The organism is Nitrospira sp. CMX1 (assembly GCF_054902215.1).
Genome location: NZ_JBUBKD010000063.1, coordinates 39,138 through 55,239, shown reverse-complemented (window position 1 = coordinate 55,239; position 16,102 = coordinate 39,138). Strand labels below are relative to the sequence as shown.

The 16,102-nt window shown below is 54.5% G+C and carries 16 protein-coding genes; 2 read left to right on the top strand and 14 right to left on the bottom strand.

Annotation, left to right across the window (positions count from 1 at the left end; genetic code table 11):
- Positions 1-28 precede the first annotated feature (28 nt).
- Positions 29-754 carry a flagellar brake protein gene (locus ACYX34_RS15875; protein WP_462077551.1) on the bottom strand — a complete coding sequence of 242 codons (726 nt, stop codon included), beginning with the start codon at positions 752-754 and terminating at the stop codon, positions 29-31.
- A gap of 242 nt (positions 755-996) precedes the next feature.
- Here ACYX34_RS15875 and ACYX34_RS15870 point away from each other — a divergent pair, with 242 nt between their 5' ends.
- Entirely contained in the window at positions 997-2,283 is a 1,287-nt protein-coding gene (locus tag ACYX34_RS15870) for an HD-GYP domain-containing protein (RefSeq protein WP_462077550.1), read from the top strand.
- Positions 2,283-5,204, top strand: a complete 2,922-nt coding sequence (locus ACYX34_RS15865; RefSeq protein ID WP_462077549.1) for a response regulator — start codon at positions 2,283-2,285, stop codon at positions 5,202-5,204. The genes ACYX34_RS15870 and ACYX34_RS15865 overlap by 1 nt, the downstream gene beginning before the upstream one ends.
- 173 nt (positions 5,205-5,377) lie before the next feature.
- Here ACYX34_RS15865 and fliW read toward each other — a convergent pair whose 3' ends face one another.
- The 13 genes from fliW to flgF all read right to left on the bottom strand — a co-directional run bounded on the left by fliW (position 5,378) and on the right by flgF (position 15,962).
- Positions 5,378-5,851 (bottom strand): flagellar assembly protein FliW, encoded by a 474-nt coding sequence (fliW, locus tag ACYX34_RS15860; protein WP_462077548.1) that lies wholly within the window; start codon positions 5,849-5,851, stop codon positions 5,378-5,380.
- Positions 5,852-5,861: 10 nt separating this feature from the next.
- Positions 5,862-6,107 carry a carbon storage regulator CsrA gene (csrA, locus tag ACYX34_RS15855; protein ID WP_462077547.1) on the bottom strand — a complete coding sequence of 82 codons (246 nt, stop codon included), beginning with the start codon at positions 6,105-6,107 and terminating at the stop codon, positions 5,862-5,864.
- Positions 6,108-6,165: 58 nt separating this feature from the next.
- The gene (locus tag ACYX34_RS15850) at positions 6,166-7,938 is read right to left on the bottom strand and encodes a flagellin N-terminal helical domain-containing protein (protein WP_462077546.1); all 1,773 of its coding nucleotides are present in this window, start codon (positions 7,936-7,938) and stop codon (positions 6,166-6,168) included.
- Positions 7,939-7,954: 16 nt separating this feature from the next.
- Positions 7,955-9,979 carry a flagellar hook-associated protein FlgK gene (flgK, locus tag ACYX34_RS15845; protein ID WP_462077545.1) on the bottom strand — a complete coding sequence of 675 codons (2,025 nt, stop codon included), beginning with the start codon at positions 9,977-9,979 and terminating at the stop codon, positions 7,955-7,957.
- 6 nt (positions 9,980-9,985) lie between these two features.
- Complete coding sequence (flgN, locus tag ACYX34_RS15840) at positions 9,986-10,510, bottom strand: flagellar export chaperone FlgN (RefSeq protein WP_462077544.1); 525 nt, start codon at positions 10,508-10,510, stop codon at positions 9,986-9,988.
- 56 nt (positions 10,511-10,566) lie between these two features.
- The gene (gene flgM, locus ACYX34_RS15835; protein ID WP_462077543.1) at positions 10,567-10,872 is read right to left on the bottom strand and encodes a flagellar biosynthesis anti-sigma factor FlgM; all 306 of its coding nucleotides are present in this window, start codon (positions 10,870-10,872) and stop codon (positions 10,567-10,569) included.
- A gap of 72 nt (positions 10,873-10,944) precedes the next feature.
- On the bottom strand, positions 10,945-11,217 hold the full coding sequence (locus ACYX34_RS15830; RefSeq protein WP_462077542.1) for a rod-binding protein: 273 nt from the start codon (positions 11,215-11,217) through the stop codon (positions 10,945-10,947).
- 143 nt (positions 11,218-11,360) lie between these two features.
- A complete protein-coding gene (locus tag ACYX34_RS15825; RefSeq protein ID WP_462077541.1) occupies positions 11,361-12,494 on the bottom strand; it encodes a flagellar basal body P-ring protein FlgI in 1,134 nt (377 codons plus the stop codon).
- A 22-nt stretch (positions 12,495-12,516) separates the two neighbouring features.
- The gene (locus ACYX34_RS15820; protein WP_462077540.1) at positions 12,517-12,783 is read right to left on the bottom strand and encodes a hypothetical protein; all 267 of its coding nucleotides are present in this window, start codon (positions 12,781-12,783) and stop codon (positions 12,517-12,519) included.
- Positions 12,784-12,798: 15 nt separating this feature from the next.
- On the bottom strand, positions 12,799-13,518 hold the full coding sequence (locus tag ACYX34_RS15815) for a flagellar basal body L-ring protein FlgH (RefSeq protein ID WP_462077539.1): 720 nt from the start codon (positions 13,516-13,518) through the stop codon (positions 12,799-12,801).
- A 6-nt stretch (positions 13,519-13,524) separates the two neighbouring features.
- The gene (gene flgA, locus ACYX34_RS15810) at positions 13,525-14,325 is read right to left on the bottom strand and encodes a flagellar basal body P-ring formation chaperone FlgA (protein ID WP_462077538.1); all 801 of its coding nucleotides are present in this window, start codon (positions 14,323-14,325) and stop codon (positions 13,525-13,527) included.
- 11 nt (positions 14,326-14,336) lie between these two features.
- Positions 14,337-15,128: a flagellar basal-body rod protein FlgG gene (flgG, locus tag ACYX34_RS15805; protein ID WP_090750231.1), complete on the bottom strand. Its 792-nt coding sequence runs from the start codon at positions 15,126-15,128 to the stop codon at positions 14,337-14,339.
- 63 nt (positions 15,129-15,191) lie between these two features.
- Entirely contained in the window at positions 15,192-15,962 is a 771-nt protein-coding gene (gene flgF, locus ACYX34_RS15800; RefSeq protein WP_462077537.1) for a flagellar basal-body rod protein FlgF, read from the bottom strand.
- Positions 15,963-16,102: the final 140 nt, after the last annotated feature.

Genomic DNA, 16,102 nt, shown 5'->3' with positions numbered 1-16,102 from the left:
TTGCGCAACAGAACAAGAGGACGCCTGTCTAGAAAGAGCGAACTGCCGTGCTGGTTCTCTGGCAGACAGACTGCTCGATCGCCTGACGAACTGAACCACCCCACCCTCGGTATTCGATATATTCCAGTTCATTGAATCGGAATTCGATGCCGATCATTTCACTGCCCTGCCACACATCGGTGTTTTTCACGAAGCCCGTCAAGTTTGTGATATGTCCAATCCCCGGCAACTCGAACTCCAGACGAACAGTCGCTCCCTGTCGCAACCACACCGGTCGTTGATCCAGCAACACACGACATCCTCCTCCGCTGAGATCCTTCAGTAAACCACCAAAACAACCGTTCGTGGGTAATACGGAGGCCGATAGGTTCGTGGCGTCCGCTTGCATTAACAGAATTGGTTCGTTCGCAGACGTCCGAATATGTTTGCGCAGGTGCATTTCCTCCACGGTCTTCGGATAGGCCACGAAGAGGAGCGGCACCGGTGACGCAATCAGATCGCGAATTTCACTGCGGTACCCGACCAGTTTGCCCTCGTGAAGATAACTCACGGTGCACGGGCGTCCACTCTCGACACGCTGATCATGACTCAACGGCAACGGCCATTCACAGACAAGCCACGCGTGGTCCTTCCACCCCAACAGCGTTGAGCCGTACATTACCTTCTGCCCTTCAAGCGTCAGTGACAGTTTGATAGGCAATCCCACTGATAAGAACGATGCTGGTGAGGGAGTCGGCTCGACTAATTCGTTCATCGTGTTCCTTCCCAGTTGAGCAGTCTCAACAAACGGATTCTGATGGGCTCTATCGGCCTGTCGAAGACTTTTCTTGAGCAGCAAGGACATGAGATGAGGCCTATTGATTCAAAATGAACGGCAACGTGCAAGGTCGTACACGCACCGATCAAGTTCGACGCCTGCTTCGCCGATAACACACGCGAACCAGCTGCAAGAGGAACGCCCGTTGGACCACGTCTCTGACCTGGAGCCCACGATCTATGGCCATAAACCGGATCTCAATCGATCAGCTGATCCCAGGGATGTATCTCGTCGAAATGGACGTCCCCTGGTACCGCACGCCGTTTCTGTCTCATAAATTTCCTATCAAAGACCTAGAGACCGTTCAACTCATGAAGCGGCATGGGATCAGGATGGTCAAGATCGACACCAGCAAGGGGCTTGACGTTCCACCGGCTCCTCCCCCTGCTAGCCAGGACAGTGCTGAGCACACCGCATCCACCCCACCGGCCCTCCTTGAATCACCACCCTCTGCCAACACGACCACCGTCGTCGGAGTCACCGCAGCACACGACGCCAATCAACCGATCTCACAACCAGCCTCAGTCATCTATGCCCAAGCTCAAGAAGCCGTGGAGCGCATCTTCACAGACCTTGAACGTGGTATTCCTCCTTCACCTGAAGCGACCAAAGCGCTCGTGTCGACCGTCCTAGAGCACGTGCTCCGCGATCATGCCGCGATGGTCACTCAGCTCGCCATTCAAAAGATCAAGCAGTTCGACCGGTCCCTGACGACTCATGCACTGGATACCTGCATCCTGTCGCTCATCTTGGCTCTTGAGAGCGGACTGGATCAATCAGCACAGGAACTCGTTGGAATGGGAGCATTGCTGCACGATGCGGGATATGTGCGGTTGCCCCGCAATTTAGTGCGCAAGCGAGATGAGTGCACCGGGCAAGACAAGACCCTTCTGGAGCAGCACTGCAAGCTTGGAGTCGCAGTGCTCGCCGAACAACCCGGCATGCCTGAGGATGTCCTGCGCATCGTCAGGGAGCATCATGAGCGGAGCGATGGAAGCGGATTTCCTGCCGCTCTACAAAACGACCAGACCTTGCACCTCGCGCGAATCGTCGGCATCGTCGACTTTTATGACGGCATGGTGAGCCGACGTGGGACACGTCCGTCCATGATGCCCCATGATGCGGTTCGTCAACTGTTCCTGGCCGGCGAGCGAGGTCAATTCGAGAAACCTCTCGTAGAAGTGATGATTCGCAGCATCGGCGTCTATCCTGTGGGAAGTTTGGTCAGACTCAATACTGGAGAGCACGCGGTGGTCGTTGGGGTCAACCCTCAGCAACGACTCAAACCACTCGTCAAGATCACGACCGACCCACAGGGAGGCTCCTATCCCACACCAATTGAGGTCGATCTCGCCGCCCCATCTGCGGACCATACGGTACGTTCGGTCCTCCGTGTACTCGACCCGACGCGTGAACGAGTCAACATCGGCGTACTTCTGGACAGTTCTGACTTGCGAGCAGCGTAATGCCTCGATCCCAGAGAAAGCACGGACGATCCAGCCGACGGACGGCAACCAACTCGTGGCCTATCGCCAACGTCGCTGACATGCTCGAAGGCTTGCCGATCGGTGCCATCATCCTTAACCCCGATCTCACGATTCTTGCCGTCAACCGCGAAGGACGCCGGTTCCTGGGACCACGCTCGCGGCTCCCCATGAAACAATCCTTTCCAGCCTTCTGGTCGGTGCTCACGGCATCCGATGCAGACGTGATCACGGCACAACTGACCAGAGTCTTGCGCAGTGGTCATCCAATTGCCTCAAGACAACACCTCCATATGAAACGGACGGAGGCACTCATTCCCGTGGAATGGACATGTACCCCCAACATATTTGGCGACGGCGCTGTGCTGATGGTCTGTGTCCGTGACTTGTCTCAGGAAATGGAAGTCAAGCACGAGCGTGACCGCCTCGCCGCCATTGCGCATGAAAGTCCCTCACCCATGATTGAGTTGGACAGACATGGCAGCCTCTTGTATGCCAATCCCGCCATGATTTCGTTGCTCTCTCGCTTCGGCTATAGCCTCGAAGGATTTCCCAGCGTGGCACCCACTCCGCTCATGGCCATCATCCAACGCTGCCTCTCGACCGGCCAAACCGTACATGGGGAAGACGTCATGCTTCCGAAAGCCAATTTTTCATGGACCTTTTGTCCGATCCTTTCCCACGGAGTCGTCCGAGGGTACGCGACGGATATGACGACCGTCTACGAGACACAACATGCACTCCAACAGACAGCCATTCAACTTCGCGAGAGCAATCAACGCCTCGATCAGGCGCTTGAGAAGGCAACAGAGTCCGCACGCGTGAAGTCGGCATTCTTGGCAACGGTCAGCCATGAATTGCGTACGCCCATGAACGGGGTGATCGGCATGACCAGCCTGCTGATGGAGACTCCTCTGACGCCTGAACAACACTCGTACGCTGAAACCATTCGTCAGTGCGGTGAAGCACTCTTGCAGTTGATCAATGATGTACTCGAATGCAGCAAAATCGAAGCCGGCAAACTGGAGTTGGAGTGTCTGGATTTTAATCTGAGAACCACTGTGGAACAGGTCCTGGCACAATTCGCCGAACGAGCCGAGACCAAAGGAGTCGAACTCACGGGGCTGGTACACGCGGCCGTTCCGACAGGGCTCAAAGGGGACCCAGGACGTCTACGCCAAATCCTTACCAATCTGGTAGCCAACGCCGTGAAGTTTACGGACAACGGAGAGGTGACCCTCCAAGCCTATCTCGAGAACGACTCCACGGATACTGTGGAGATCCGATTCGAAGTCACGGACAGTGGAATTGGCATGAGTTCCAGGACTATCGACAAGCTCTTTCGTCCTTTCGTTCAAGCGGACAGCTCGACGACAAGAAAATACGGAGGGACCGGCCTGGGTCTGTCGATTTCAAAACAGCTGGTGGAGTTGATGGGAGGTCGGATTGGAGTACGGAGTGTCGAAGGTCAAGGCAGTACCTTCTGGTGTACGGCACGCTTCCAGAAACAAATTGGTTCTCTCCGTGCCATTCTTCCCTCCGGTGAGCTCGCTGGGAAACGCGTCCTGATTGTTGACGACAACGAATCAAACCGGATGATTCTCCACCATCTGGTTTCCGGATGGGGAATGGTGGACGACCTGGCCGAAGATGCCGAGTCGGCATGGCAGCGTATCTCAGAGGCCAACCAGAAAGGGACACCGTACGATCTCGCCATTTTGGACGTCATTATGCCCGGGAAAGACGGTTTGCAGCTCGCACGCGAGCTCACCAGCCATCCTGAGGGATCTCATACTCGTCTTGTTGTCATGACGTCCATTCTTCAACGAGGACACGCGGAACAGGCGCGATCGTCCGGCGCAATGGGCTATCTCCCCAAACCGGTTCGTCACGACGAATTGAGAGGATGTCTCCGAACCGTTCTTGGGATACAGGACGATCAAGAACGGAAAACCGAGCACACCGGCTCCATCGTCCCACAACTGGTTACGAGACATACGGTCGCCGAAAATGTTCAGCACCAGCATGTGTTAGTGGTAGAAGACAATATGGTCAACCAAAAACTTGCCGTTCGAATGGTCGAGAAACTGGGATACCGACCGGATGTCGTCGATAATGGACGAGAAGCCTTGGCGGCGCTCTCAAAAGGACGATATGCCGCCATCCTGATGGATTGTCAGATGCCCCTCATGGATGGCTTTGAAACAACCCGAATCATTCGGGAACGCGAGGCATCAGAAACCGTTTCGAGTCCCGAGTCCCGGGTTTCAGATTCAAGACCTGAAAATACAGACCACCGACACAACACCGGCGCTTCGAAACTTGAAACCCGCCGACATATACCGATCATTGCCGTTACCGCCAATGCCATGCAGGGTGATCGTGAACGCTGCCTAGCCTCCGGCATGGACGACTATCTCTCGAAACCGATCAAGCTCGAGGAACTACGAGCCGCACTGGCACGTTGGACGCCGACTCCACCTCAGAAGGTCCATCTGAGCAAGCACACGCCACCCCCCGGCACCACGGATCCTGCGCAATGCATTTTCGATCACGCACAGATGTATCAAAACATCGGGAATGACAATGAGTTGTTTGGCCAACTCATCCGTCTCTTTTTGGATCGCTATCAGACAATGTTGGCCGACATTCGAACGGCCCTGGCCGATGGGAACTCGTCCGCAGTCGAGCGGTCAGCACATTCGTTTAAAGGAACGGCAGGCAACCTATGTGCCTCGGAGGTTGGCTTGATTGCCAGTCGTCTTGAGGCAGTCGGCCGTCTGCAAGCCCTTCACGACGCCCCTCCCGTGTATGCGCAACTTGAAATCGAAGTCGAACGGCTGGTCCATGCCCTGGAAGCCTATCGCAATGGGTACCTTCCCCTGAGACAGGCGGCCGCCTAACCCACAATATTCACGAACGCATCGACTGCAACCGCCTGCGTGCGGCACGCACAGGTATGCCACTACACCGCGGCGATAAGATTTATCGCGCGTTCCTTCTGCTCTACGCTTCAGGTTTCATGTTCAGCGTTTCAAGCTGCGCAGCGACCCTCAAACCTGACACTTACAACATCTTAGGCAGGACACTTTGCAGCGGGTCGTGCCTTATCGGAGGTTGATGGCTGGAAAAACGATGTAGGGAAGAGCGGATACCGCGTTGGATACTCTTCGGAGAGGACCAGCTGTATGCCCGATCTGGTCTTGTGATTCATGACCAACGGACCTCGTAGATTCGCTGTAATCTGAGCTGGATCGTCGGAAGGAATGGTCAAGATGACGGCCAATGCCAAATCTTCGTTATTCATCTCGGCCAAGATATCGGCAGGCACACTGACATGATAGTCGGCATGAAATATGGCTGGATCAAGGATCACAAATGCAAGCCCAGGTTCATCGATCGACTGGAGCCATTTAAATGGAGCCTCCGTGTCATGATCGAGAATGACGTACCGTTGGGACTCCGGAAACCCCAACACGCCGGCAGGAAACCTGATGATGCTGTCGTCAGAGACGTCGAATGACCCGAACCGGGTCGATCTGCATTTCATCGCGACATCCTCATGAGGCCATTCCACGTTTCCTGGGAATCAGTCGACGAAATGCATCGAGGGGAACAGCCTGTATCTTGGCGGCCAATCGATTCTCTTCTTGGATTCGCGTATACACCTCTTCCCGATGGACGGCGACCGCCGGTGGAGCTTCTATCCCAAGACGAACTTGCCCGCTTTTCACACCGAGCACGACCACACGGATATCCTGGCCGATCGTGACACTTTCTCCACATCGACGGGTCAGTACCAGCATACCTGCCTTCCATAGCCATACGGTGCTGCATAGAACTATCGGTTACAATCCGCTAAACTTAAGAGGGTAAATATTTCAGAAGGGAGTTGTCGAAGATCCGAGACAGCGTCTGACCGGCCGCCTGAATGGCATAACTTTGCAACGTCAGATCGGAAATGGTCTTGGCCAAATCGATGTCTTGAAATGACGAGAGTGTGTTCGTGGCCGACGATTTCGTATCATTTAACGCCGAAGTGGTGGATTCCAATCGGTTCGCCAAGGCACCGATGGTCCCCTGGCCGGTAGTGACCTGACTCAAGGCTCGGTCGAGCCCGCCCAAGCTCGCCGTAATCCCAGCCTTGAAATTTCCGCGCAGTGAGGCAACAAGTTGTTGCACTGTGTCAAAGAGATTGATATCGGAACCGCTAAACACTTGGTCTCCCGGGACATTGGTCGTGATGACTTCTCCGTCCGCTACTTCCACCTGATGACTACCGGAATCTCCAGCGTACTGAGTCTGACTGACAACATGAAACAGATCTCTGGCAGCCGGCGCCGACGAACCATTGGTGATTCGGACCTGGATTCCGTCAAACTCAATGGGAGCGCCGGACGTATACGTCTGGTTGGTGAGCACCGATTTCGGAGCGACAGCGACGGTAAATCGATCTCCCGCGGCCGGCCCGCTCCCCTGCCCGTTCGAGAGCACCACGCGGAGACCGTCGAATTCGATGGCCCCTCCGGATACATAGGAGTTTCCGGTTGAGAGCGTCGCGCCAGTCGTCGTGTTCCGAACAGAGTACTGGGAGGTGGAAGTAAACTGTACCTCATAGGTATCAAGTGTCACCCGCTGAGGGTCTACGATTCCGGTATCGGTTGCACCAACCTTGCCTACATTGGCGGAATTCTGAGCGACCGCGACCGGCGCAGAGATGTTCAGGACATCAAAATTCCCTGCGCCCGTGAATCGGACCACATAGTTATCGAAGGACGTCTTGTTCGTATCCACAACCTGCCCTTGCGACACCAACGCACCACCGCTATTGGTAGATGCCACATCCGTTGCCACCGTCGCCGCAAAGGTCGCTCCACCGGAAGCGGCACTTCCCCCATTGAACCCAAGCAATGTGCGGGCCGATCCGCTGAGAACTTCGACATTCGACGTCGAACCGTCGGAATCCGAGGCGATGGCCAATCGTCCATTCGCGTAGATGACGGAAACGCTCTTCCCTGCAGCACTCAGGGTAGAATCCGCATTAATACGGCTTTGCACCCTCGCGGCCAATTCCGACCCGTTTAACGTCTCAGTACCGCTGGTCAGATCAATCGCTCCCGATGTCACACCATCAATCTTCACCGTCAAAGAATCTCCAACAGCATTCGTCAGCGTAACCGGTGTCGAGAGCGCCAATCCAGCGGCAAACCCATGTCGGCTCGTCCCACCGAAGACCGGTTGATTATCGTCGAATGTGGTATTTCCCAACTGAAGCAGATGTTGCAGTAAGGCTTCGATTTCTTGCGCCCCATTGATTCGATCAGAGGCATTGTTCGTGTCGGAGGCATACTGAACGGCCAATTCCCTGATTCGCGAGAGCGTAGTCGTCGTGTTTTGAAGAGACGTATCGGCTAGATCAACACGCGTGGTGGCCGTTGCCACATTGCGAATGCGTTGTTCAAGCTTGGCCAACGTTGTCTGCTCTCCCAGAATCCGATTAAAACGACCCGGATCATCTGAAGGTTGCAGGACCTGCTTTCCGGTGGCCAGCTGCTCGTGCAGCTGGATTTCTTTCAAGCGGGCTCTCTGATAGTTGTTGACAAGAAACCCAAACACCTGCTGATCAGTGACGCGCATAAGAGCGCTCCTCTTCCTATTGTTTGAGCGAGATCAAGGTAGCCATCATCTCATCAGCAGCGGTAATCAAACGTGATGCGGCCTGGAATGCCCGCTGATACCTGAGCAAATTAACCAACTCTTCATCGAGCGACACACCGGAAACCTGAGATTGAAACGTTTGTAGTTGTTCGCTGCGAACGTTCTCGGCGTCGAAACGCTGACTCGCAACCTGAGAAGAGACGCCAAGATCGGTTGCCGTCTTTCGATACGCATCAAAAACCGTTGTGTTGCCGAGACCAGCAACGGCTTTGGATTGCAGAGCAACTAGCGCCAATCCGTTCTGATTATTCCCAGGAACCCCAGCGCGTGTCGACGACAGAGCCACCTTTGATGGATCGGATAGCTCCACAGAGAGATCACGAGCGGCGTTTTCCCGTGAGTTAAATGTCAGAATATCGTTTGCGGCCGGCGTGCCGGAAACAGTCACCGCGATGCCGTCGACTTGGAACGTTTGCGGCCCACTATAGGTTCCAGACGCCGCGGTGCTGGTACCGCCGGAGAGACCAAGATTCGCCCTCGCGGTCCCGCCTGTCACGTTCACGGAGCTGCTCCCGCCGATCGTGTTGGATTGTAGGACCAGTCTGTTCGTCGTGCTGTCAAAAGCCACTGTCACCTTTCGGCCGGCTGAGGCGAGTGTCGAATCCGTGTTGATTTTGCTCTCTAGTTCGGCTGCAAGTGCAGAGCCGGATGTATACGGCTGCCCCGGTGAGGCAGCACCGTTCAGCGTGATCGTACCTGAGGTGGTCCCATCGACGGACACAACCAGGGTATCATTGACACCCGTCACGATACTTAATGGCGCATCCACTGTCGGGGGAGTGAGGGCAGTTCCAGTGTAGTTGCCTCGGATCCCGTTCCCTGTCGTGGCATCGACAATCGAATAATTACTGGGTCCGCTGAATTTGATTTCATAGTCATGGAAGGTCAGAAGACTGGGTGCAGTCACGGCGCCGTTGCCGATCGAACCAGACCCGACGTTTGAGCTGGGCGCCTTGGTCGAGACGGATAGGCCGGAAAAGAAGTCTTGCCCGGTCGAGCCATCGAGGCCGTATCCCAGACGATGAACTTGATTGACCTCCGTCAAGAGGGATCCTGCTAATGCGTCGACTCCCTGCAAGACCGAAGGAATCGTCTGATCTCGCACATCCAAGAGTCCGCGAAGTTTCCCGCTGGAAATCAGGCTGCCAATGATAGCCGGTCGATTTCCTCCGATGTCGTACCCGACATCCAGCAACCCTTGATTGTCCGGAGATTCCACTCCAACAAGATTGCGTGTCGTTTCTTGATCGACCAGGACCAGTCCACGAGCCGTGAAAACGGAAACGGTACCGTCAGTGCGTTCAAGAGTCGATACATCGATTCTTGTCGCCAAATCATTGATAGCCAAGTCACGCTGATCCCGAAGATCATTCGCATTCTGGCCGCTGACTTCAGCAGACTTGATTTGTGTATTGAGCTCAGCGACTTTTTTGGCGAGATTGTTGATTTCATTGATCGTCACATCAACCTGCACGTCAATTGCCTGGCGAGTATCGGTCAAATCCGCACTGAGCTGATGGAATGAATTGGACAGCGTCGCGGCTTTCCCCAGCAGCACCGAGCGTGGCGTGACCTGAGACGGCGCCGTCGTTGCATCCTGCAACGCCTTAAAAAACTCGTTCAATTGTCCGGCCAAACCCTGCCCGCTCGTATCTCCCAGAAGCCCCTCCAGCTTGCTGAGTTCGTCTCGTGCAACCGTGAACTGTCCGAGATCTTGCTGGGAAGCCGTAAATTCCCGATTGATAAATGTATCGACCGCACGGCGAATTTCGGCAATCTTCACGCCGGTACCGACTTGGCCGGGGCTGCCATCTGCCGGTCGTTCCTCCGTCAAGACAACTTGCTGCCGGGAATAACCCGGTGTATTGACATTGCTGATATTATGCCCGGTTACCGTCAACGCCTGTTGAGCAGTGAAGAGGGCCGTCTTCCCGATGCTCATGAGCGAATCCAGTCCCATCGATCTTTAGCCTTTCCGCTTCAACATCACGGCTTGACCAGCGGCCGCACCTCGAACACCCGAGGCCGAATACAGTTCATCCTCTTGCGGGCCCTGGCGATACGCTTCTGCCGCTCGCATCAAAAACGATTGAACATTCTTGATCAGGAGCTGATTGACCGCAATATCTTGTTTCACCGCCCGAGCCTTTTCGGCAAGCCTCTCGTACTGCTGCAGCACGACCTCAGCCTGCGTGCCGTAAGCCTGGTGTAAGACTTCGGACAGCGTTCGATTTGCGGCAGGAACATGGCATCTCTCCCCAAGTTCTCTGAGAAACGCGTCCAACTCTTCTCTGAGAAGGCCTAGAGAATTAAGAATCGAAGTCCTGGCCTGGTTGATCGAGTGAAACTCTTGGAGTGCCAAGCTCTTGACGGCGTTTCGTTCATGAACGATGTTCTGAGCAAGAAGATCGCACTGAGCGGACTCACGGGTCAGGATCTGTATCAACTGATCGAGAGAGATTGAGGCATTCACGATTGAAAACCTGCCCATCCATGGACCAGATCAAGGCCAATTTGCTGTGCCCCGACCTACTGAATTTCAGCCGCCTAGAGCACGGCGTCGGTCAAAACTTGTTTTATCAGAGCGTCCCCAACTGCACGACCAGTAATATCGTATGTGCCGCTGTCAATGCTCTGTTTGATACGTTCCACACGTGCGTCACGCTCAGGATCGGGCTGATTTGCTAGTTCTCGAATCCGTTGCAGCTCCTTTGCCTGCGCGGATATCTGGACCTCATCCTTACCGGCCTTGGTTTGGACCACCGCTTGTCGAGCGCCTGCATTCCCTGCCTCATGCACTCCAAGCAACACTTTTGCAAGATGGTCAACTTTCCCATGACCTGAAATCTGCATCGTCCTACTCCTTCCCTCACTTCCCCGACTCGTGTCCTAAACGATCGGTGCCCTTTATCCCTGTCGAGTGCCTTATCGGTCTCTCACAGGAAAACTTGAGGGTTCTGCCGGGGAGCCTGAAAAATATTTTTCGGCATGCTCTTGGACCATCTGAGCAATGCCGATTCCTCCGGATTCCGCCGCTCGCCGTCCGATTTCCTCATCATAGAATGAATAGAAATACGCGCCCTGTTTATTGGCAATAGCTCCCTGAGGGACGGTTTCTCTCATAACCTTCAGTAAATACGAGACAAAATAGGACTCATACTGTTTCCCGGCCTCGATAAGCTTCTGACGCTCCTTCATAACATCCTGTACTGTCAATGAGTTATGAGGACCATTCAGTTGACCAGGCGGAAGTAGCACCCCAGGGTCCATATATAATGACGACACCATCAAGGCTCGACTCCTCTCCAGACCTGTTTGGGTAATCTCATCCATAGGAGCCCTCAGATGATCTCCAGATTCGCCTGAAGTGCGCCGGCTGACTTGAGCGCTGAGAGAATCGCCACCAGGTCCCGAGGCGTGACGCCCACGGCGTTGAGTGCCTGAACAACCTCTCCCAATGTCACTGTTTCATCGACGACGATCAGACGAGACTCCTGTTCTTTCACCTCAGTCTGGACATCAGGGGTGACAGTGGTTTGTCCTGCAGCATTCCCCACAAGCGGTGCCGTCGGCTGAGACACGTTCAACGTGTTTTTGACTGAAATCGTGAGATTCCCATGAGAAATGGCGCAGGTTGAAATCCGAACGTGTTCGCCAAGTACGACCGTACCCGTCCGCTCATTGACAACGACCTTCGCAATGGCATCGACGGAAACATCAAGCCCTTCAATCGACGCAATATATTCAACAACCCGGCCATGAAAGACCGGAGGAATCGTGGCCTTAATGTAGCCGGCGTTGACGGCTGACGCACTGCCCTTTCCAAAGGCATGTTCGATAGCCTCTGCCGTCCGGATCGCAGTGGTGAAGTCCGGCTGGCGCAGCAGAACAGAGACGGTCTCCCACGACTCGATGTCGACGGGAAGTTCCTTTTCAATAATGGCTCCACCCGGCACCACGCCCGCCGCCTGATGATTCTTGGTCACCGTCGCCCCGCCCGCCCCACCAGTGCCGCCAAGAAATCCTCCTATTGATACGGGCCCCTGTGCCACGGCAAATACTTGCTGGTTCGCAGATTTGAGCGGCGTGAGCAGCAGCGTGCCTCCTTGCAAACTCTTTGCGTTGGCCATCGAGGAGACCACGGCATCCAACGTCATGCCGGGCTTCGAGAATGGAGGAAGTTTCGCGGTGACCATCACCGACGCAATATTTCTCGTCAGGAGCTGAATGGGATCGATGACCAGATGGACCCCCATCTTGTTCAACATCGACATCATTGCTTGAATCGTAAACTGCCCACCGATCACACGATCACCCGTACTGTCCAACCCAACCACCAAACCATAACCGAGCAACTGGTTTTCACGAACCCCTTCAATCGCACCGATGTCCTTGATCCTCACCGCTTCGGCCTTCACAGGCCAGAGGGAGCCGGCAGTCAAGAAGGACAGCAATACCAACCACCGTAATACCATACTGCTATTGTCCTCCTTTGAGTTAGGAACGCTTCGTGAGTGCAGCTTGGGGCTTTGGGCCAAAAATGACACGTGACAACCACCCTTGCGCTTGCACCACTTCTTTGCAAACGGCTCGTTTCTGTTCATCCGATAGTTGCACGCGAGCTTGTCTGAGTGGAAGCGGGGGCATGGAGTCTGCCCTCCGGACGACGCCGCTTCTGACCATGAGTTGCAGCGATTGCACGTTCACCACTCGCCGTTTGGAAAGCGTTTTTCTGAGGACTGTGCGTTTCATCGGAGTCGGCATAGCGACACTTACTCCTTAGAACGGATAGATCCAATCGAGGATTCGAATAAACCAGCCGGGACGCTGAACATCATCCAGCACACCTAGGCCTGAGTATTCGATTTTGGCATCCGCAATGGCACTCGACGCCACGGTATTCTTGGTATCCACGTCCACACGACGGACGATACCGGCAATGGTCATCAGCTGTTTCTCACTGTTGACGGTGACTTCGCGTCGCCCCTCGATCCGAAGATCCCCGTTGGAAAGCACCTCCGTCACAATCGCAGAGATAGTCCCTGTCAATGTGCCTTCACGATTAGTGGAACCTTTCCCGTCGAACTTGTTATTGGCGCTCGCATTGATTCCGAACCCACGTTTTGTCTCATCACTGAATCGAATGCCAGGCAATCCGATATACCCGGCGCCGCTGCCGATCATACTATTCTTAATTGTCGAATCACGTTGAACCGCCGTATCCGCCGACTTTGACCCTTTATGAACTTCGGAGACTTTCACGGTCAGAATATCCCCGATCCGCATGGCGCGCATGTCTTCATAGAGATAGGCTCGTCCGTTTTCTTCCTGCCAGAGCGAGCCAAGCGTCTTCGGAGGAGGAAGCGACGGCACAGTCACCTTGCTCGATGGGCTTGGTGGGCTTGAACAGCCGTGAAAGAACACGGCTGCGACAATTGCAAGTTTCGCAAGAGCGAGATCCGACTGAATTCGATGACCAGACATTGTAGGGCTCGCCATGCTCTCCTAGAACTCCACCTGTACCAGGCTAGGTGCCACGACTTTCGCTCTCAACTCTCGGCCCGAATCAAGATTGGCAACCATAATGGTCTGTCCGACTTGGCCGCTTGATTTTGTGATGCCATAGGTCTGAATCGACAGACCTCCTCGACGCGCCTCGATCATGACCCGATCCCCCTTCTTCACCACAAGGGGAAGCTTCACAAACGTTGGTCGCAATGGGGTATCAGGGGGTAATGGTCGTGCAGCGCTCTTGCCGATTACCTCATCACGATCCGTCAGAAACGGATGATTCCACTGGTGGATTCGAATACGCGCGGTCTTGAGATCTGCGTCGTCGATCAGCTCCTCCGTCTTCAACAGTCGTGCGGGCACGATGGCGTCGATCATCGCCGATACATCCGCCAACACCTGAATGGTCTTCCACGCTTTTCCGCCCACTGCAACCGCCACTGGGAAGACCCGCCTCCCTAGGCCATCGTCGGAACCAGTCGACAATACTTGAAACTCGATGATTCCCGGCGGTACAGAAATCGGTTCAGCAGGATCGAGCACCGCCACCGTGATCGTCCTCACTTTATGAGACCAGGCATGCTCCAAATATTGATGAATCGCCCCCTGCAGCAGTTCGGCCTTGAGCTCCTGCATCGTGGGTCTTTCACGCTCCTTCTCCACAGATCGCATCTCATGTCCCGCATTCACCGGTGTGACGGTGCGTGTGTCGACTCGTGTCCCGGCTGAGGCCACAGAAGTCCAGCTCAAACACCCCACCCAGAGCGACATGAGAACGATCCCGACCTTCACCATACTACCCCTCACTATCGACGAAGATTATTGGCGATGGACATCATCTCGTCTGAGGCTTGAATCGTCTTCGAATTGATCTCATAGCTTCGCTGGGCGATGATCATATTGACCATCTCCTCAGCAAGGTTGACATTCGAGCTCTCCAAGAATCCCTGTTGAATCGTGCCGAACCCGGTCGTGAAACCGCCGGTTCCTTGTGTGGGAGGACCCGATGCAAAACTATCGATGAACAGGTTGTTCCCCATCGCCACCAAACCCGAAGGATTGTCGAACCGGGTCAGCTGAATCTGACCAACTTGTGAGGCTTGAGTCACACCCGGAAGCAACACCGACACGGTACCATCCTGACCGATATCCACCTTGAGCGCACCGGATGGAATCGTAATGACTGGATTCAGAAGATCGCCGTCACCGGTGACGAGGTTCCCGACGTTGTCTCGCTTGAATGAGCCATTCCTGGTGTACATGATGGTGCCGTCAGGACGGGACACTTGGAAAAATCCGTTACCATCGATCGCCAGATCCGTCTCGTTATTCGTTTGACGCATATTCCCTTGCAGCCATTCTTTTGCCACGGTGGTCGGACGAACCCCGGTCCCAACCTGAATCCCAACGGGGAAGACGCCGACATTCGATGCGTTCGTGCCCGGGAGTCGTTGGATTTGATAGACCAGGTCAGCAAACTCCGCCCGGCTTCGCTTAAAGGAATTCGTGTTCACGTTGGCAAGGTTGTGCGCAATGGTATCGACATTGATCTGTTGCGCCGTCATCCCCGTCGCGGCTGTCCACATAGCACGAATCATTGTTTCTCTCCCCTACCTTGGTGATTCATACAGATCAAACTTGCGGCACTCTACACGCTATCCCTATGCGACTCGCCCAATGTCTTGAATGGCCACTTCAGCCATGCGATCGAGTGTTTGAATGAGTTTTTGTGCAGACTCATAACTCCGCATCCCCTCAATCATCTTCACCATTTCACCGATGGAATTGACGTTCGATTCCTCGATATGTCCGGCCAGAATCTGCGGATTCTTGACTGGCTTGCCTTTATCAGACGTGAACAGCCCTTCGGCAGACTTGACCGGCATCGCCTCATCGGGAAAATCCATGATCTTAATTGTCGCCACTGGTTTCTCGTCCACTCTGATATCGCCTTGAGGAGTGATTTCCAACTTCCCGGCAGGAATCTTGATTTCCCCTTTTGATCCCATCACAGGATAGCCCAGCCCATTCACCAACCTGCGTTGATTGTCCAGTGACAGCATGCCGTTCCTGGTGTAACGAACCCCTTGAGGCGTCTCGACTTCCAAGAACCCTCTCCCCTGAATCGCGAGATCCAGCGGATTGCCGGTCAGCCGGATGCGACCCGCTTCGAACGTCGTTTTCATCGTGTGCGGCGCAACGAACGCACGTTCCGTCGCTCCAAATGGTCTGGCCACGATCTGCTGTGCTAATCCTGCACTCTGGCTAATCGTTGGAATCACGGCTTGGTATCTGGGAAAGATTGCTTGGAAGGCCTGCTCGTCCTGCTTGAAGCCGGCCGTATTCACATTCGCCATATTGTTGGCAAAGACTTGCATCCGCCGCTCATGCGCCAACGCGCCCGATAGAATTGGATAAATGCCACGATTCATCTGGATAACTCCTTCTCAGTCTCTCCACAAAGACAGCAACCCTTGTGCCAGGGCTTCACTTCGTCCATTTCATTGTCTCAGACTTCAAAATCCATAAAATATGGGCGAATGACGATGGTGCAGCCTGAGCAATGTCATCG